The organism is Stappia albiluteola, assembly GCF_014050225.1.
GTDB classification, from domain to species: Bacteria; Pseudomonadota; Alphaproteobacteria; order Rhizobiales; family Stappiaceae; genus Hongsoonwoonella; species Hongsoonwoonella albiluteola.
In genome coordinates, this window is the sequence record NZ_JACFXV010000062.1 from 76,705 (window position 1) to 95,530 (window position 18,826).

Annotated in this window: 14 protein-coding genes; 5 read left to right on the forward strand and 9 right to left on the reverse strand. The window is 65.0% G+C overall.

All coding sequences use genetic code 11. The features are described 5' to 3' along the window. Nucleotides 1-144: 144 nt before the first annotated feature. Both H2509_RS14990 and H2509_RS14995 read left to right on the forward strand, forming a co-directional pair. Entirely contained in the window at nt 145-1,275 is a 1,131-nt protein-coding gene (locus H2509_RS14990) for an efflux RND transporter periplasmic adaptor subunit (RefSeq protein ID WP_182166661.1), read from the forward strand. Further along, on the forward strand, nt 1,272-4,406 hold the full coding sequence (locus H2509_RS14995; protein ID WP_182166663.1) for an efflux RND transporter permease subunit: 3,135 nt from the start codon (nt 1,272-1,274) through the stop codon (nt 4,404-4,406). The genes H2509_RS14990 and H2509_RS14995 overlap by 4 nt, the downstream gene beginning before the upstream one ends. 411 nt (nt 4,407-4,817) lie before the next feature. On the opposite strand, the gene H2509_RS15000 is transcribed toward H2509_RS14995, so the two are convergent. The 4 genes from H2509_RS15000 to H2509_RS15015 form a co-directional block, all read right to left on the reverse strand. Continuing rightward, nucleotides 4,818-5,774: a glycine--tRNA ligase subunit alpha gene (locus tag H2509_RS15000; protein ID WP_182166665.1), complete on the reverse strand. Its 957-nt coding sequence runs from the start codon at nt 5,772-5,774 to the stop codon at nt 4,818-4,820. Between the two features lie 111 nt (nt 5,775-5,885). Further along, nucleotides 5,886-6,071 carry a hypothetical protein gene (locus H2509_RS15005; RefSeq protein WP_182166667.1) on the reverse strand — a complete coding sequence of 62 codons (186 nt, stop codon included), beginning with the start codon at nt 6,069-6,071 and terminating at the stop codon, nt 5,886-5,888. Between the two features lie 20 nt (nt 6,072-6,091). After that, a complete protein-coding gene (locus H2509_RS15010) occupies nt 6,092-6,937 on the reverse strand; it encodes a S49 family peptidase (RefSeq protein WP_182166669.1) in 846 nt (281 codons plus the stop codon). A gap of 100 nt (nt 6,938-7,037) precedes the next feature. Next, the gene (locus tag H2509_RS15015) at nt 7,038-7,997 is read right to left on the reverse strand and encodes a uracil-DNA glycosylase (RefSeq protein WP_182166671.1); all 960 of its coding nucleotides are present in this window, start codon (nt 7,995-7,997) and stop codon (nt 7,038-7,040) included. Nucleotides 7,998-8,269: 272 nt separating this feature from the next. Between H2509_RS15015 and H2509_RS15020 the strand changes: the two genes are divergently transcribed. After that, nucleotides 8,270-9,946 (forward strand): electron transfer flavoprotein-ubiquinone oxidoreductase, encoded by a 1,677-nt coding sequence (locus H2509_RS15020; RefSeq protein WP_182166673.1) that lies wholly within the window; start codon nt 8,270-8,272, stop codon nt 9,944-9,946. Nucleotides 9,947-10,917: 971 nt separating this feature from the next. Here H2509_RS15020 and acuI read toward each other — a convergent pair. Beyond that, complete coding sequence (acuI, locus tag H2509_RS15025) at nt 10,918-11,913, reverse strand: acrylyl-CoA reductase (NADPH) (RefSeq protein WP_182166675.1); 996 nt, start codon at nt 11,911-11,913, stop codon at nt 10,918-10,920. 119 nt (nt 11,914-12,032) lie between these two features. Beyond that, on the reverse strand, nt 12,033-13,301 hold the full coding sequence (locus H2509_RS15030; protein ID WP_182166677.1) for an MFS transporter: 1,269 nt from the start codon (nt 13,299-13,301) through the stop codon (nt 12,033-12,035). A gap of 174 nt (nt 13,302-13,475) precedes the next feature. Here H2509_RS15030 and H2509_RS15035 point away from each other — a divergent pair, with 174 nt between their 5' ends. Then, the gene (locus H2509_RS15035; RefSeq protein ID WP_182166678.1) at nt 13,476-14,387 is read left to right on the forward strand and encodes a LysR family transcriptional regulator; all 912 of its coding nucleotides are present in this window, start codon (nt 13,476-13,478) and stop codon (nt 14,385-14,387) included. Nucleotides 14,388-14,436: 49 nt separating this feature from the next. On the opposite strand, the gene H2509_RS15040 is transcribed toward H2509_RS15035, so the two are convergent. Together H2509_RS15040 and H2509_RS15045 are read right to left on the reverse strand one after the other, a co-directional pair. Next, nucleotides 14,437-15,828: a glutamine synthetase family protein gene (locus tag H2509_RS15040; protein ID WP_209001982.1), complete on the reverse strand. Its 1,392-nt coding sequence runs from the start codon at nt 15,826-15,828 to the stop codon at nt 14,437-14,439. Between the two features lie 106 nt (nt 15,829-15,934). Next, nucleotides 15,935-17,161: an MFS transporter gene (locus H2509_RS15045; protein ID WP_182166680.1), complete on the reverse strand. Its 1,227-nt coding sequence runs from the start codon at nt 17,159-17,161 to the stop codon at nt 15,935-15,937. Nucleotides 17,162-17,315: 154 nt separating this feature from the next. Here H2509_RS15045 and H2509_RS15050 point away from each other — a divergent pair, with 154 nt between their 5' ends. Next, nucleotides 17,316-18,119, forward strand: coding sequence for an AraC family transcriptional regulator (locus H2509_RS15050; protein WP_182166682.1), 804 nt, complete (start codon nt 17,316-17,318; stop codon nt 18,117-18,119). Nucleotides 18,120-18,131: 12 nt separating this feature from the next. Here the strand turns inward: H2509_RS15050 and H2509_RS15055 are convergent, their stop codons facing one another. Beyond that, entirely contained in the window at nt 18,132-18,704 is a 573-nt protein-coding gene (locus H2509_RS15055; RefSeq protein ID WP_182166684.1) for a TetR/AcrR family transcriptional regulator, read from the reverse strand. Nucleotides 18,705-18,826: the final 122 nt, after the last annotated feature.

Consider the following 18,826-nt stretch of genomic DNA (forward strand, 5'->3'; position numbering starts at 1 on the left):
GGCGGATCGCTCAAAGTTTCCATCTAATCTTGGGAAAAAGACGTATATTTAATGACGAAAAGGCTGAACTCATCGAATGATGAGCACCGATCGGATCGACGGTTCCCGGCCAGGCAAGAGGGAACCCATTTTGGAGCACAGTGAGTGCAGTTCCTCAAGCAGCTCGTCATCATCCTCGTTCTCGCCGGGCTCGGATGGGGCGGCTACACGGTGTATCTCGAACAGTTCGCCAATGGCGCGACGGCGCCCGAGCGCGGCGGTAGCCGGGGCGGCGGAGACCGCAAGGTCGGCGTCGAGGTGGCGTCAGCCGAAAAGGCGCGGCTGACGCGCAGCGTCGAGGCGGTCGGCACCACGCGGGCCCGCCAGTCGGTCGAAATCGTGCCGCTGGCCGACGGGACGATCGTGGAACTGCTGATCACCGCCGGCAAGGACGTGGAAAAGGGCGAGATCGTTGCAAGGCTCGACGACGATATCGAGCGGGCCAACCTGGAAAGCGCCGAAGGCATCCTGCTGCAGAAGGAACAGGCGGCGGCGCGCGCCGAAAAGCTGCGCGAGACCCAGACGCTGAGCCTCGCCGCGCTGGAATCCCTGCATGCGGAGGAGATCGTCGCCCGCGCCGTGGTCGACAAGGCGAGACGCCAGCTCGAGGACCGCACGATTCGCGCTCCCTTTGCAGGCGTGCTCGGCCTTTCCAGCATCGATGTCGGCGCACGGGTGGAATCGGGCGACGTGCTCGCCACCCTCGACGACCTCAGCGAGGTGGAGGTGGAGTTCCAGCTGCCCGAGACGCTTTACGCCTCGGTGAAGCCGGGCCAGGTGGTGTCGGCGCGCACGGCGGCCTTCCCCGGACGCTCCTTCGAGGGCAGGATCGTCGCCATCGATAGCCGGGTCGACCGCAATTCCCGATCCTTTGCCACGCGCGCGCTGCTGCCCAATCCGGACAGGGCGCTGCCTTCGGGCATGTTCGTGCTGATGTCGATCACGCTGGACGACTACGAGGCGATCACGGTGCCGGATGCTGCGATCGTCGCGGAAGGTTCGCGGAACTTCGTCTACCGCATCGCCGATGGCAAGGCGGAGAAGACGATGGTGACCCTCGGCCTGCGCCAGCCGGGCAGTGTCGAGATCGCCGAAGGGCTTTCGCCTGGCGATCTGGTGGCGGTGACCGGGCTGCAGCGCCTGCGCAATGGCGCGGAGGTGCAGGTGAGCGGCACCAGGCCGGAAAGGAAGGAAACCACGGACGAAGGCGAGCCGGGCAAGGAGGGGCAGTCGTGACCCTGTCCGACCTTTCGGTCCGCCGTCCGGTCCTTGCCGCCGTCGCGAGCCTGCTGATCGTCGTTTTCGGCCTTGCCGGCCTCACGCAGCTTCCGATCCGCGAACTGCCGAATGTCGACAGCTCCGTTGTGACGGTGACGACACAGTATCCCGGCGCGGCGCCGGAGATCGTCGACACCGACATCACCGAGATCGTGGAGGGAGCTGTCGCCGGCATCGCCGGCGTGCGCACCATCTCCTCCGAAAGCCGGCGGGGACGCAGCCGCACCACCATCGAATTCGAGACGGGCCGCGATATCGATCAGGCAGCCAACGACGTGCGTGACGCGGTGGGGCGGGTGCGCTCCAGCCTGCCCGACGACGTGGACGAACCGCGCGTTGTGAAGAACGACGCGGATGCCGACCCGGTGATGCGTCTAGCCGTCACCAGCGACATGATGACGACGGCGGAGATCACCGACTACGTCGACCGCTTCGTGCTCGACCGGCTGGCCACCGTCGACGGCGTGGCGAGCATCAACGTCTATGGCGACCGGCCTTTCGCCATCCGTATCTGGCTGAACCGGCGCGAGATGGCGGCGCGAAACCTCACCGTCGCCGACGTCGAGGCGTCGCTCCGGCGCAACAACGTGGAGCTGCCTGCGGGCGAGATCGAGAGCCGGGACCGGCAGATCGGCATCCGCCTCGACAGCCGCCTGTCCTCAGTCGAGCAGTTCCGCAACATCGTCATCGACCGCATTGCCGGCTATCCGGTGAAGCTCGGCGATATCGCCCGCATCGAGGCCGGCGTTTCCGACGACACGACGATCGCCCGCAGCAACGGTCGCGAGGCGGTGGGCCTTGCCATCGTCCGCCAGAGCCAGAGCAATACGATTGCCATCTCCAACGCCGTGCGCGCCGAGATCGAGTTGCTGAGGCCCACTTTGCCGGCCGGCATGGATATCGAGATCGGTTCGGACGACGCGATCTTCGTCGGCGCCTCCATCCGCGAGGTGATCGAAGCGCTCGGCATCTCGCTCGTGCTGGTCGTGGTGGTGATCCTGCTGTTCCTGATGAGCGTCAGGGCGACGCTGGTGCCGGCGATCACCATTCCCGTGGCGCTGATCGGCTGTTTCCTGCTGATCCAGGCGCTCGGCTTCTCCATCAACGTGCTGACGCTGCTGGCGCTGCTGCTCGCCATCGGCCTGGTGGTGGATGACGCCATCGTCGTGCTGGAAAACATCCAGCGCCGCATCGATCTGGGCGAAAGCCCGTTGGTGGCGAGCGTGCTCGGCTCGCGCCAGGTGACCTTCGCCGTGCTGGCCACCTCCGCCACACTGATCGCCGTCTTCGTGCCGCTGTCCTTCCTGCCCGGTCAGGTCGGCCGGCTGTTCGTCGAGTTCGGCTTCGTCATGGCAAGTGCCGTGGCGATCTCCACCTTCGTGGCGCTCACCGCCTGTCCGGCGCTCGCCTCCAAGGTGCTGTCGCCGTCGAAGGTCGCGAAAGAACGGCTGGCGAAGGGAACCGCCGAGATCCCCGAAGGCTTCGTGCTGCGCGCCTATCGCTGGCTGCTGGAGCGGCTTATCCGCCTGCCGCTTGTGGTACTGGCCGGGGCGCTTGCGATCGCCGTCTTCTGCTGGCCGCTCTACCAGATGCTGCCGCGCGAACTGACGCCGAACGAGGATCGCGGCGTCGTCTTCGTGCCGCTGACCGCCCCGCAGGGCAGCACGCTGGAACATACCGACCAGGCGGCCCGCCAGGTGGAGGACATTGCCAGCCCCTTCCGCGACAGCGGCGAAATCGAGACGATCTTCACCTTCTCCGGCTTCGGCAACCGTGCCTACCGCTCCTTCGTCGTCTTCCGCCTCGCCCCCTGGAGCGAGCGGGAGATCGACAATCGCGGCCTGATCCGCCAGATCGCGCCGCGCATGGGCGAGGTCACCATCGCTCGCGGCTTCCCCGTCTCGCCGGCGGGACTTGGCCTGCGTGGCAGTTCGACGCCGTTGAGCATCGTGGTCGGCGGACCGGACTTCGAAAGCGTGAAGGGCTGGGCGAACGAAATCCTGCGCCGGGCGCAGGAGAACCCCCGGCTGATCAACCCGGAGATCGACTTCGAGGAGAACGAGCCGCAGATCTCGCTGATCGTCGACCGCGCGCGGGCCGACGATCTCGGCATTTCGGTGGAGACCATCGCCTCGACGCTGCAGACTCTGCTCGCCTCCCGCGAGGTGACGACCTATATCAGTCGGGGCCGGGAATACCCGGTGATCCTGCAGGCGGACCTGGAAGACCGCCGCTCGCCCTCCGACATCTCCAACATCTTCATCCGCTCCGGCGACGGCACGTCGCTGGTGCCGCTCGGCGCACTGGTCACCATGTCGGAATCGGCGGCGGCCGCCTCGCTGCGCCGCTACGACCGCCTGCCGTCGATCCAGATCTCGGCGGCCCTTGCAGAAGGTTACGACCTCGGCTCCGCCATCGACTTCATGCGCGAAACAGCGGCCGGCGTCCTGCCGGCGGAAGCCAAGCTTGCGCTTGCCGGACAGTCGCAGCAGTTCGAGGAAACCGCGCAGGGCGCCAATCTGGTCTTCGGCCTTGCGCTCCTGATCGTCTTCCTGGTGCTCGCCGCGCAGTTCGAGAGCTTCATCCACCCGCTGGTGATCCTGCTCACCGTGCCGCTGGGCGTCGCGGGTGCCGTCTATGCCATGGCGCTCGGTGGACTTTCCTTCAACGTCTACAGCCAGATCGGCATCGTGCTGCTGATCGGGCTGATGGCGAAGAACGGCATCCTGATCGTGGAATTCGCCAACCAGCTCCGCGACGAGGGCCAGAGCGTGCGCGAGGCTGTGGTCAATGCTTCGGTGCTGCGCCTGCGGCCGATCGTCATGACGGTGATCTCCACCGTGCTCGGCGCCCTGCCGCTGGTGCTGGCAAGCGGCGCGGGAGCGGAGAGCCGCATCGCCATCGGCAGCGTCATCATCGGCGGTCTGACGCTGTCCTCCGTGCTGACGCTGGTGCTCACTCCGGTGCTCTACGACCTCCTTGCCCGCTTCACCCGACCGCGGGGCGCGGTTGAGAAAGCGCTTGAAGACGAACTGGGCGCGGCGGTCAGGAAGAAGGGCGGCGGCGCCCAGGCGGAGCCTGGGGAGTAGACATTCGCTGCGAAAATGGCTGCTGCCCGCGTTATCTAACTGGGAAAGCGCGATTTTTTCCTGGAGTTGCCAGCGATGGATGCCGCAGGTCTCGCAAGGTCAGAACACAGTCTTTTCGGATTATGGAACAAAAAACAGTTATTCTTCGCGAGATGGACTCGCGTGCAAATCTGATTTCTGCAGCTTCAGATATCAAGGTGGCTTCAGACTGCTGCCGTTTGGCCGGCTTCAACCCGCATGAAGCAGTCGATCTTGCGGGGATATGTGGTTTGCCGTCCGTTTTGGCAAATGCGGGAAGAAGTTATCGCCGAATGCTACACCATGCGACCATGTATGCGCCATTGGTGCACCATTGACGCACCATGTTGCACCAGGAATGCGCCGGTAACGCCTCGGCCTGCCCGCGCCGTATCAGGCGGCGTGGCTCGCTCCGCCCGCTTCCGTTTCCAGGAAGGCCGCGCCGCAGGCTTTGGCAAGCTCGCGCACGCGCAGGATATAGCTCTGCCGCTCGGTTACGGAAATGACGCCGCGCGCATCCAGCAGGTTGAAGGCATGCGAGGCCTTGATGCACTGGTCATAGGCCGGCAGCACCACCTTGTGCACGCCGCCGCCGGCCGCATCGCGCGCCGAGGCGCCGGCGGCAAGCAGGCGGCGGCATTCCTCTTCCGCATCCCGGAAGTGGCGGAACAGCATCTCGGTATCGGCATATTCGAAATTGTGCCGCGAATATTCCTGCTCCGCCTGCAGGAAGACATCGCCATAGGTCACCTTGTCGGCGCCCTGCATGCCGTTGTAGTTGAGGTCGTAAACGTTATTGACGCCCTGGATATACATGGCCAGGCGTTCCAGCCCGTAGGTGAGCTCGCCGGAAACGGGCGAGCATTCGAAACCCGCCACCTGCTGGAAATAGGTGAACTGCGACACTTCCATGCCATCGCACCAGCATTCCCAGCCAAGGCCCCAGGCGCCGAGCGTCGGGCTTTCCCAGTCGTCCTCCACGAAGCGGATGTCGTGCAGCTTCGGATCGAGGCCGATGGCATAGAGGCTCTGCAGATAGAGGTCCTGCAGGTTTTCCGGCGACGGCTTCAGGATCACCTGGAACTGGTAATAGTGCTGGAGCCGGTTCGGGTTCTCGCCATAGCGGCCGTCCGTCGGCCGGCGCGAGGGCTGCACATAGGCCGCCTTCCACGGCTTCGGCCCGAGCGAGCGCAGGGTGGTCGCCGGGTGGAACGTGCCCGCTCCCACTTCCATGTCGTAGGGCTGCAGGACGACGCAGCCCTGATCCGCCCAGAAGCGTTGCAGCGTCAGGATCAGCCCCTGAAAGGAATTGCGGGGCTGCAGATGGGCCGGAAGGTTCTCGTTCGACATGCACTCGTCCCGCAAGGCTCTCAGGTAAAGAAAGAAGGCCCGCTTCCGATGCCGCGGACGCGGGCACAGGTGCCATCATCCCTTGCCCCAGTCAAGGACGGGGAGGCAGGGTCAATCGCGAGGCCGGTAGCGCCCGGTCTCGGGATCGCGCTCCAGCGTCCTGACGTCCTGCGTCTCGGCCTGCTTGCGCGCCGCCTCGGAGACCCGGTTCTCCACGCGTGCCATCTCGCGGCGCAGGGCTCGGGCGAGGATATAGCCACCGGCGGCAAGGGCTGCGAGGACGAAGAGGGGCGGCATCCTGTCCTCCTGACTTCCGCTCAGAGACCGAACCGGGCCCACAGCGCCCGGATTTCGGCGGCAGCAACGAGGTCGTCTGCCAGCCCCTCCGTACTGACGGAAATGCCGACACTCGGCCGGCGCGGAAAGATCGAGCGCGGCGCGCCGACGAGCCTGAGTTCGGTCTCCTTGCCGAAGCGCTCCTTCACCACGGAGCGCAGGTCGCCCAGCCGGTCGACCAGACCGAGGTCGCGGGCCGTGCGGCCGGTCCAGAACAGGCCGGAGAAGAGATCCGGCGAATTGCTCAGCACGTCGCCGCGCCGGGCACGTACCATCTCGATGAAGACCTCATGCACTTCCTGCTGCAGGGCGCGCAGGTGGACGACGTCTTCCTCCCGCTCCGGCTGGAAGGGATCGAGCACCACCTTCTTCTCTCCGGCGGTATAGACGCGGCGCTCGATGCCGAGCCTGCCGATAAGATCGGAAAACCCGAATCCGGCCGCCACCACGCCGATGGACCCGACGATGGAGGTGGCATCGGCAATGATCTCGTCGCCGGCCAGTGCGATCATGTAGCCGCCGGAAGCCGCCACATCCTCCACGAAGACCAGCACGTCCTTGCTCTTTTCCTCCGCCAGCTGGCGGATGCGCTGGAAGATGAGCCGCGACTGCACCGGCGATCCGCCGGGTGAATTGACGATGAGGGCGACGGCCGGCGCGTCCTTGTGGGAAAAGGCCCGCTCCAGCGGCGAGGCGACGGTGGAAAGCGACATGCCGGGCCTGAGTGGCGAGGCCAGGCCAATGGGCCCGTGCAGACGCACGACCGGAACGACCGCACCCTTGCGGCCAAGCTTGCCTGGAAGAAATTTACGAACGGATTTCAGCACTTCCGATCCTCAAACAACGAAAAAAAGGCACGTGGGAGATATAGGCAGGATTCGCGAACGGCCAAAGGAAAGTTGCAGCCAGAGACCTCTGGCAAATGGCTCAGGCGTTCTCGCCTTCTTTCAGCGCCGCGCCGATGGCCAGGAAATCGCGCCAGGCCAGACGCTTCTGGATCGGACTGCGCAGCAGGTAGGCGGGATGCAGGGTAGCGATCGCCCGGATCTCGCGCGTCGCAGTGCGATATGGCATCCAGCGGCCGCGCAGGCGCAGGATACCGTCGGTAACCCCGGTCAGCGCCTTGGCGGAGGCACCCCCCAGGAAAACGAGGATGTCGGGATCCACCAGTTCGATCTGCCGTGCGATGAAGGGTTTGCAGATCTCCGTTTCCTGCGGACTTGGCGTCCGGTTGCCGGGCGGGCGCCAGGGCACGACATTGGCAATGTAGACGCTCGACCGGTCGAGGCCGATCGCCGCCAGCATGCGATCGAGCAATTGCCCGGAGCGGCCGACGAAGGGCAGGCCCTGCAGATCCTCGTCGCGGCCAGGCGCCTCGCCGACGAACATGACGCGCGATTCCGGGTTTCCGTCGGCGAAGACGAGGTTCTTCGCGGTGCGGCTGAGGTTGCAGCCGTCGAAGGACGCAAGTGCCTTGTGCAGCGCGTCCAGCGACGCGGCTGAGCGCGCTGCGGCGCGCGCGGCGTCCACCGCCTCCTCGCCGGGAATGACGGCAGCCGGGGTTTGTTGTGCGGGCGGCCGCGGCGCGGTTGCGCCAGGCTGGGCGCGCGCGGGCGCAGGCTGCTGCGGGGTCGCAGGTTGTTGCGGACGCGGCATCTCGCGGCGGGCGGGGCCGGGATGCGCCGGCGCAGCCGCCTGCTCGGGCCTGCGCGATTGCGTTGCAGGCTGCAGGGTCTGCGAAAAGGCGTCGAACGGGTCGGCGTCGACAAGGCCGTCCACACCGGACGCGGCATAGAAATCGAGCAGCGCCTCGAGGGCGAGCGAAAGGCGATCCGCCTCGCCGGGGCTCGGCTTATGGCCAGTTTCAATGGGGCCGGAAGTCGACATACAGTCTTGTGGCAAATGTGCGGGCCGGACGCAATGGGCGACAGCCGCCGACGCCGATGTGATCCGCGACATCGGCAGGAGTGCTTGAAATTCCGTTTACGTAAACGTAATGATCGCCGCAATGACGCCAAGCGCATTGCGGCGGGTCTGGCGCTGCACTAAACAGGAGTTTCACGTCTGACTGCCGGCTGCCGGACCGGCGAGAGATGACAGGCGGGACTGCAAACAAAACGGACGCCTTCGGCCCGGGGGGTCCGTCAGGGGAGAAGAAGATGGCCGAGACCGACGCATTGCCCGAGCGCGAGAGCATGGAATTCGACGTCGTGATAGTCGGCGCCGGCCCTGCTGGTCTGGCAGCGGCCATCCGCCTGAAGCAGATCGCCAACGAAAAGGGCGACGAGCTTTCGGTCGTCGTGCTGGAGAAGGGCTCCGAGGTCGGCGCCCACATCCTGTCTGGCGCGGTGATCGACCCGATCGGCATCGACCGCCTGCTGCCGGAGTGGCGCGAGGAAGAAACGCCGATCAAGACGCCGGTCACCGCCGATCATTTCCTGGTGCTGGGACCCGCCGGCTCCATGCGCCTGCCGAATATCCTGATGCCCAAGCTGATGAGCAACCACGGCAACTACGTCGTGTCGCTCGGCAATGTCTGCCGCTGGATGGCGGAAAAGGCGGAGGCGCTCGGCGTCGAGATATATCCGGGTTTTGCCGCCGCCGAAGTGCTTTATGACGACAAGGGCACGGTCGTCGGCGTGGCGACCGGCGATATGGGTATCGGCCGCGACGGCAAGCCGAACGCCAACTATACTCGTGGCGTGGAGCTGCGCGGCAAATACGTCCTGATTGCGGAGGGTGCGCGCGGCTCGCTCGCCAAGCAACTCATCAGGCGTTTCGAGCTCGACAAGGATGCGGACCACCCGAAATTCGGCATCGGCATCAAGGAACTCTGGCAGATCGACCCGGAGAAGCATCGCCCGGGCCTCGTGCAGCACTCCTTCGGCTGGCCGCTGGACAACCGGACGGGTGGCGGTTCCTTCCTCTACCATCTGGAGGACAATCAGGTCGCCGTCGGTTTCGTCGTGCACCTGAACTACCAGAACCCCTATCTTTCGCCCTTCGAGGAGTTTCAGCGCTTCAAGACGCATCCGGCGATCCGCGATGTTTTCGAGGGCGGCAAGCGCATCTCCTACGGCGCGCGTGCCATCACGGAAGGCGGCATCCAGTCGGTGCCGAAGCTTTCCTTCCCCGGCGGCCTGATCATCGGTTGCTCGGCCGGCTTCGTGAACGTGCCGCGCATCAAAGGCTCGCACAACGCCATCCTCTCCGGCATGCTGGCCGCCGAACAGGTGATCGAGGCGCTGGGAGAAGGCCGCGTCAATGCGGAACTGACCGCCTATGACACCGCCTGGCGGGAAAGCGAGATCGGCAAGGACCTTTCCAAGGTCCGCAATGCCAAGCCGTTGTGGTCGCGCTTCGGCACGGCGATCGGTATCGCGCTCGGCGGCCTCGACATGTGGACCAACGAACTGTTCGGCTTCTCCTTCTTCGGCACGATGAACCATGGCAAGCCGGATTCGGCGACGCTGAAGCCTGCGGCGGAGTGCAAGCCGATCGCCTATCCCAAGCCCGACGGCGTGATCACCTTCGACAAGCTTTCCTCCGTCTTCCTGTCGAACACCAACCACGAGGAAGACCAGCCGGCGCATCTGAAGGTCGCCGACATGGCGCTGCAGAAGCGCTCCGAGCATGATGTTTTCGCCGGACCGTCCAGCCGCTATTGCCCGGCCGGGGTCTATGAGTGGATCGAGGAAGGCGAGGATGCACCGCGCTTCCAGATCAACGCGCAGAACTGCGTGCACTGCAAGACCTGCGACATCAAGGATCCGAACGGCAACATCAACTGGACCGTGCCGGAAGGCGCCGGCGGCCCGAATTATCCGAATATGTAGCATTACCTGAGCGGGAGAACTCCTCCCGCGCCTTTTCAAGTGAAGCCGCGGCTCACGGGCGAAAGATATCTGGCCCCGGCACTGGCGACGCGGCCGGCGCTCATGCGGTCCGGGGTGACGATGGAGCGTGACGCGCTGGGCCAGCCTCACGCCTCAACTGTCGAATGGATATACAGCCTCTCCTCTCGTCTTCGCCGGGCCCAGACCCGGCGATCCATGGAGAGTCTGCGGCAAGGGGCGATGTCGCTTGAATACGCGGGTCAAGCCCGCGTATGACGAACCGAGGGGTCGTGGCAGAGAGGCTACTCACTCTGTCATGCTTGCACCAACGTGCCACAAGCCGTGTCATGCCCACGAAGGTGGGCATCCAGTAACCGCCAGCTCCGGAGATTTAGCCATTGAGGCGGGTGTCTACTGGATCCCCGTTTTCACGGGGATGACACGGGAGTTTGGGGTGGGCGCCGGTCTCACCCCCCCTGCTGTCGGATGGGCGCTCTGCCTGTCCCCTCGTCTTCGCCAGACTTGATCCGGCGATCCATCGAAAGGCTGCGGTAAGGGGTGATGCCGCATGGATACGCGGGTCGAGCCCGCGTATGACGAACCGAGGGGTCATGGCAGAGAGGCTACTCACTCTGTCGTGCTTGCACCAACGTGCCCACACACTCTGTCATGTCCGGCTCGACCGGACATCCAGTAACCGCCGGTGCTGGAGATTTGACCGCAGGTGCATGTGTTTACTGGATCCCCGTTTTCACGGGGATGACACCAGAGGATGGGGCGGGCGCCGGCCTCACCCCTTAATCGTCGGATGGGCGCTCTGCCTGTCCCCTCGTCTTCGCCGGGCCCAGACCCGGCGATCCATGAAGCGCTGAGACGAGGCGAAACGCATCATGGATACGCGGGTCGAGCCCGCGTATGACGAACCGAGGGGTCGTGGCGGCGGACATTCCACTGCCGCTCCGGCAAAACCGCTATCCCAGGTCCACCACCAGCCGGCCGCGCACCTTGCCGTCGAGGATGGCGGAAGCGTGAGGGATAACGTCGTCGAAGCCGATGGTCGTCGTCATGCCGGCCAGGAGCCCCATGTCGAGATCGCGCACCAGCCGCTCGTAGGCTTCGACGCGCTTCGGCCGCGGCGCCATGACGCTGTCGATGCCGGCGAGCGTCACGCCGCGCAGGATGAAAGGCGCCACGGACGTGGGCAGGTCCATGCCGGCGGCGAGGCCACAGGCGGCGACCGTGCCTCCGTAACGGGTCATGGACAGGACATTGGCGAGCGTCGTGGAGCCCGCGACGTCGATGGCGCCGGCCCAGCGTTCCTTGGCAAGCGGCCTCACGGAACCAGAAAGCTCAGCCCGATCAATGATCTCGGCGGCGCCGAGGTTCCTTAGATAGGTGGCCTCCTCGGGGCGGCCGGTGGAGGCGACGATTTCGTAGCCGAGCCTGCCGAGCACGGCGAGAGCAACGGAGCCGACGCCGCCGGCTGCTCCCGTCACCAGGACCGGGCCGGATTGCGGCGTGACGCCATGGGCTTCGAGCGCCAGGACGCACAGCATGGCCGTATAGCCGGCGGTGCCGATCGCCATGGCCTGATCGGCGGACAGGTCCTTAGGCAGCGGAATCAGCCAGTCGGCCTTCAGTCGCGCGTAGCCGGCATAGGCGCCCATATGGACTTCGCCGACGCCGTAGCCGTTCAGCAGCACCATGTCGCCTCTGGCGAAGTCGCCGGAAGTGGAGGAGACGACCTCGCCGACGAGGTCGATGCCGGGGATCATGGGGAAGCGGCGCACGACCGGACCGCGGCCGGTGACCGCAAGGCCGTCCTTGTAGTTGATCGTCGACTTGAGGACGCGGACCGTGACGTCGCCTTCCATCAGATCGTCAAGGCCGATCTCCCTGATTTCGGCGGGGTTCTGGACTTTCGCTCCTTCTTCACGGGTGATCCAGATTGCCTTGAACCTGTCCATGGATGTTTCCTCCGGCTCTTGTTTTCGCGCTTGGGCCGAACGCTGCCAGACGGGCGAAAGGGAAGCAACCCCGCCGGTTGGCGGGGCCGCATGAACCGCTTCAGGGAATGTTTTTCGCGTTACTCGGCGGGAGCCGTGGCGAGCCGGGCGACGGGCTCCTCGCGGATCGGCCAGTGGACGAGTGCCGCAAACAGGCCGAGCGCGATGCCGAGCCACCAGATGGCGTCATAGGACCCGGTCTCGTCGTAGAGCTTGCCGCCCAGCCAGATGCCCAGGAACGAGCCAAGCTGGTGGGAGAAGAAGACGAAGCCGAACAGGGTCGCCATGTAGCGGGGGCCGAACATCACCGCGACGAGGCCGGAGGTGGGCGGCACGGTGGAGAGCCACAGCAGACCCATGGCACCGGCAAACAGCATGACGGTGAGCGGGCTTGGCGGCGCGAACAGGAAGATCGCGATGACAGCCGCGCGGCTAAGATAGATCAGCGACAGGAAGATCGGCTTCGGATAGCGCCCGCCGATATAGCCGGAAGCCAGCGAGCCGAAGATGTTGAACAAGCCGATCGTCGCGATCGCCGCGCCGCCCCAGAAGGGATCGAGCCCGATGTCGGCGATATAGGGCGGCAGGTGTACGGTGATGAAGGCCACGTGGAAGCCGCAGACGAAGAAGCCGAAGGTGAGCAGGATATAGCCGCGCGTGTTGAAGGCTTCCGCGAGCGCCTGCCTGAGGTTCTGCTCGGCGACGGCGGTGGTGGAGGACGCCGCGGCCTTACCCTTCAGCGCCATCGCGAACAGGCCGATCGTCATCATCAGGCCGGCCATGCTGACGAGCGCCATCTGCCAGCCGAGCCCGTCGATGAGGAGGGGAGCCAGGAAGGCGAAGACGAACTGGCCCATGGAGCCTGACGCCGTGCCGATGCCGAAGGCGAGCGAGCGCTGCGCCGGGCTGACGACGCGGCCGAAGGCGGCAATGACGAGCGCGAAGGAGGAGGCGGCAATGCCGATGCCGATCAGGATGCCGGCCGACACGTTGAGCATGAACGTGGATTCGGCGAACGCCATCAGGAGCAGGCCGGCGGCATAGAGGAAACCGCCGATGGTCAGCATGCGGGCCGTGCCGTAGCGGTCGGCGATCATGCCGACGAAGGGCTGCGCTGCGCCCCAGGCGAGGTTCTGGATAGCCAATGCCAGCGCGAAGGCCTCCCGCGACCAGCCGTTGGCTTCCGTCATCGGCAGCAGGAACATGCCCATGGTCGAGCGCGGGCCGAAGGACATCATCGCGATGACGCAGCCGCAAATGAGGATCAGGGGAATGTTCGGCCGGGCAATCGTCGATGACGGGGCCGATGAGGGAGGGGGCGAAACGTCGGATGAGGACGCAGTGGACATGAGCTTGATCCGTCCAATCTTTCCTGGCGCTGGCGGCCCCTTGAGCGGGGACGCGCGCAGGCCGCAATGGATGTTGCGTTCAATATGCTCTGAATCGTATCATGAGAATAATGAAAGTTTTTCATTCGAGACATTCGAATTGCGCATGAATCGGGTGCGAACGGGTGACATGCGATGTCGATGAACATCGAGGACATGCGGGCGCTGGTGGCGGTGGTGGAGAACGGCTCCCTTTCACAGGCGGCCGCGAAGCTGCATCTGACGCAACCGGCGATCACGCGGCGTCTGCAGCGGCTCGAGGAGGCGCTCGGCGTCACGCTTCTCGACCGCGAGCAGAAGCCGGCACGTCCGACGGAGCAGGGGCTTTCGGTCTACAGGGCCTGCCTCAAGGTGCTGGAGGCGACCGAGGATCTGCGGACCGCCGTCGGCCAGCCGCCGCAGGCGCGCCATTTCCGCCTTGGCATCTCGCGCGGCGTGGTCGATGCAGTGCTGTCACCGATCGTATTGACGCTGAAGGACAAGTTTCCCGATGTCGATCTGGATGTCGACACGAGCGAGACCCTGAACCTGCGCAGCGACCTGCGGCAGGGCGTCTATGACGCCGTGGTCGTCTTTCTGCGCGAGAACAGGGCGCCGGATCCGCGCGAGATCGGACATTACGTGGGCACCGAGGAAGTGGTTTTCACGGCAGCGCATTCCCATGCGCTGGACCGGATCAATTCGGTGGAGGAGCTGGCCGGCGAAGCCTTCGTGATGAACCCGGACGGCTGCGGTTTTCGTACGGGCCTCGAACACCGGCTGATGCGGGGCGGCGACACGCTCAAGGTGGCGGCGTCGATCTGGGGCGTGCCGCAGCAGCTGTCGCTGATCGCGGAAGGCGTCGGGCTCGGCCTGATCCCCCGGCGAATGATCGCGGCAAGCGCGCAGGCCGATCGGCTAAAGGTGATCGAGGTGCCGGATTTCTCCGCGCGGCTTGCCGTCTGGGTGCTGAGGGCGCGCGATCTCGGGTCGCTCGAAGAAGTGGTCGACGAGGTGGAGCGGACGGCGCGCGCCGTCTTCGCGTCGAGCGGCAACGCTTCGAAGTGAGGCGCGCCGGCCCGATCCCGCTTTCGCCCGGCCGCGAGCCGACAATCCGTCAGACGTTGAGCAGCAGGTATTCCCGCTCCCAGGACGAGATCACCTTGTTGTAGAGCTGCCATTCGAGCCGCTTCACGTCGATGAAGGCATCGACGAAGCGCTCGCCCAGGATGTCGCGCAGCGGCGCGCATTGTTCCAGCACGCTCAAGGCTTCGTGGATATGCCAGGGCAGGGAGACGCCGAGCTTGTGCGCGTCGACCGTCACCGCCGGTTCAGGCATCCGCTGTTCCTCAAGGCCGAGGAGGCCGCAGGCAAGGGTCGCCGCGGTCGCCAGATAGGGGTTCGAATCCGCGCCGATGACGCGGTTTTCCACGCGCCGGGCTTCCGGCGGGGAGTCCGGCACGCGAAGCCCGCAGGTGCGGTTGTCCTGGCCCCAATGCACGTTGATCGGCGCGTCGGATTCCAGGCGGATGCGGCGGTAGGCATTCACGTTCGGGCAGAACAGCGACATCGCCGCCGGGACATAGGTCTGCAGCCCGCCGATATAATGCAGCAGCGCATCGGAATCCGAACCGTCCGCATTGGCGAAGATGTTGCGCCCGCCCGACGTCTCGATCACGGACTGGTGGATATGGGTTGCCGAGCCCGGCATGTCCTGATGCGGCATCGCCATGAAGGTCGCCACCATGTCGTGGCGGCGGGCGGCAAGGCGCGCGGTACGCTTGAAGAGGAAGGTCTGGTCGGCCCGCTCGATCGGGTCGCCGTGGCGGAAATTCATCTCAAGCTGTGCCGGGCCGGCCTCATGCGCCATCGTGGCGATCTCGATGCGGCTTCTTTCGCAATAGTCGTAGATCAGGTTGACCACGTGGTCGTAGTCGTTGGCATGCTCGATGCCATAGGCCTGACGGCCGGATTCCCGCCGCCCGGAAAGACCCTTGGGCACGGCGAGCGGCAGGTCCGGATCGTCGTTGCGCGCCACCAGGTAGAATTCCAGCTCCGGTGCCACCACGGGCTTGAGGCCGAGGGCCGCATAGCGCTCCAGCACTCGGCGCAGCACCTGGCGCGGGGCGAAGTCGACCGGCCGCCCGTCCATGAAATAGCAGTCGCAGATCACCTGCGCCGTCGGCTCGTCGTACCAGGGAACAAGCCTGAGCGTCGCGATGTCGGGCACGGCGCGGATATCGCGGTCGAGCGGATTGACAACGGTGGACTCGTCGGCCGTGTCGCCGGTTACCGCCTGGAAGAAAAGGAATTCCGGCAGGCGGATGCCGTCCTCGATCACCCGGATGAAATCCTCGCGCGGGATGATCTTGCCGCGCATGATGCCGTTCATGTCCGGCACCATGCATTCCACCTCGTCGATCATCAGCGTGCGCAGCCAGGAGATCGCGTCGTCGATCGAGCGGGGGCGATGGGTGCAAAGATCTTCGGCTGCGGGTTTCGGCGGCATGAAAGGGTCCGGACTGGAAAGGCAGGGGCAGGATGCGCAAAAAATGAGGAAGCGCTGATTACGCTTCCCCGTCAAGGTGCTGCAGGTAGGGAATTTTCGGCGGACGCTACTCGGCCGGAGCGGAGGCCGGCGCGCGGAACGGCCAGGCGACCTCGTTGCCCTCATGCGGGTTGAGCGGTATCAGCCGGGCAAGGACCAGGCTGACCGCCGCCATGCCGGCGCCGATCAGGAAGACCGCGGCCGGAGAGATCAGCCAGATCAGGCCGAAGGCCGCCGGAATGAATACCGCCGCGATATGGTTGATGGTGAACGCAACGCCCGCCGTCGGCGCGATATCGGCGGGATCGGCAATCTTCTGGAAATAGGTTTTCATGGCGATCGCAATGGCGAAGAAGGCGTGGTCGATCACGTAAAGGGCTGCCGCGACCGTCGCGCTGGTGACGAAGGCATAGGAAGCGAAGACGGCGATCAGGCCGATATATTCGAAGGTCAGGGCCCGCTTTTCGCCGACGCGGATGATCATCTTGCCGATCTTCGGCGCCAGCAGCATGTTGATCACGCCATTGATGAGGAACAGGCCCGCCACCTCGTGCACGTCGTAGCCGAAGCGCTCGACCATCAGGAAGCCGGCAAAAACCGTAAAGATCTGCCGCCGCGCGCCGCCCATGAAGGTCAGCGCATAGTAGAGCCAGTAGCGCTTGCGCAGGATCAGCTTCTTGTGCTGCGGCACGCCTTCGCGGAAGTGCGGGAAAGCGGCGAGCAGGAAGATCACCACGCCGATCGTCAGCAGGCCGGCGATCATGAACACCGTCGTGAAGGACAGGTTGAAGGTCTTCCAGGCGACGAAGATGAGGCCGTAGGCGACAAGCTGCGCGAAGGCGCCCACCGAGATGATCCTGCCCATGCTGGCGGCCGCCGTTTCCTTCGGCAGCCATTGCAGCGACAGCGACTGGTTCATCGTCTCGTAATAGTGAAAGCCCACCGACATGACGAAGGTTGTGAGGTAGAAGCCCCAGGCGGTCGGGAAATAGCCGGTCGCCGCCACGCCAATGCCGAGAAGCGCGAGCGACACGAAGGCGAGCGTCTGCTCGCGCATCATCAGCAGCAGATAGATCGCGGTGAAGGCGAGAAAGCCGGGAATTTCGCGGATCGACTGCTGGATGCCGATCTCGCGGCCGCTGAAGGACAGCTCATGAACGGCGAAATTGTTCATGAGGTTCCACCACGCCGCAAAGGAAAGTTGCATGGCGCCGGCCATGATCATCAGCATCACGACGGGGGAGCGCCAGCCAGTGGCCGTTGCCGGGTCGGCGGATTTGGTAAAATAGCTCATCGTGTCGCGCTTCGCGTTTCCTCGCGCGCCGGTTTTCCGGCGCTGCGTAAAGATCTTTTGCAGGTTCGTTTCTAGATATCTCCGCGCACGGCTTGCGCGTTAGCGCCAAAATGCCAATTAATGTTGGTGACACGACAAAGCGGAGCGGGCTTCGATGGCAATCGCAGGTGCGGAGCGTATTCATCCGGAGCATTTCGAAAGGCCCGACCAGGAGCACCCGGCGCCCGTGCTCGCCTTCGCCTCCGACGACAGGGCCGGCTTTTCTCGTCCAAGCCACAGCCATCCGCGCGGCCAACTGCTGCATATCGTTTCAGGCAGTCTGACCGTCACCACCGACAGCGGCACCTTCGTCGTGCCGCCGGAACGGGCGGTGTGGATCCCCGCACATGTCTTCCACGCGACCTACTATCCGATCCCGACCAAGCTCAGGACCCTCTACATCCGCCCGGAAGCCGCGCCGGACCTGCCCGACCGCCCGATGGTCATTCAGGTCACGCCGCTGTTGCGCGAACTGATCCTGGCGCTGATGGAGGTGCCGCGAAGCTACGATCCGGACGGGCCGACCGGGCGGCTGGCGACAGTGCTGCTCGACCAGATCGCGCATTTGCCGGTGGCGCCGCTGCGGCTGGCGCTGCCGGTGACCGAGAAGCTGAAGTCGCTGGCGGAAGGGATCATCCGCTGTCCCTCCGATATTCCCCCGCTCAAGGATGCCGCGAAAGCCTGCGCCCTTTCGGAGCGTTCCTTCGAGCGGCGGTTTGCCCTGGAAGCCGGCCTGAGCTACCGCGCCTGGTGCCGGCAGGCGAAGCTTTTCCGGGCGCTCGAACTGCTCGCGGCCGGGCGCAGCGTCAGCGATGTCGCCCACAAGCTCGGATACGAGGGGCCGAGCGCCTTCGTGGCAACCTTCCGCAAGGCCTTCGGCGTCACTCCCGGCCGCTATTTCCAGCAGAACGGCGCTTGAGATCGAGCGGCTTCAGACTGCCTCGACGGCGGCCCTTGCCGACAGGCGCAGGTAGTCTTCCGGCCAGCCGGCCTTGATCAGCACGCGCAGGCCGAGATACGAGGCCATCAGATGCGCCGCCTTTTTCGTCGTCAATTCCGCATCCGTGTCGTAGGGCTTCGAGGTTGCCAGCACCCGTTCGAAGAGGCGGGCGACCTGCTCCATGATGCGATGCACCTGCCTGAGGGTTTCCTTGTCGACCTGCGCCTGGTCGACGGCGGCGTTGCACAGGAAACAGCCGCGCCTGTCGCCCGTCTTCAGCGCATCATCGATGAAATGGCCGAAAAAGCCGGCAAAGCGTTCCTTCGCCGTACCCGGCGTCTCCAGAAGCTCGGCCGCCTTGCGGATCTCGTTTTCCTCGTAGTGGCGCAGGGCCGCGAGATACATCTGCCGTTTGTCGCCGAAAAGCCGATAGAGGCTCTGCTTCTTCAGGCCCGTCGCCGCCTCGATGTCCTGCATGGACGTGCCTTCGTAGCCCTTCTCCCAGAAGGCGTCCTTGATACGGGCCAGCGCCGCATCGGGGGCGAATGTCCGCGGTCTCGCCATCCCGGTCTCCTTCACCAATTTGTTACTGATTGGTCCGAAATTCGATTATTACGGACCGGTCAGTAACACTATATGAGGCATGTCGTCGGTCGCAACAAGCGGCCGGTCTCCCAAGACCATAC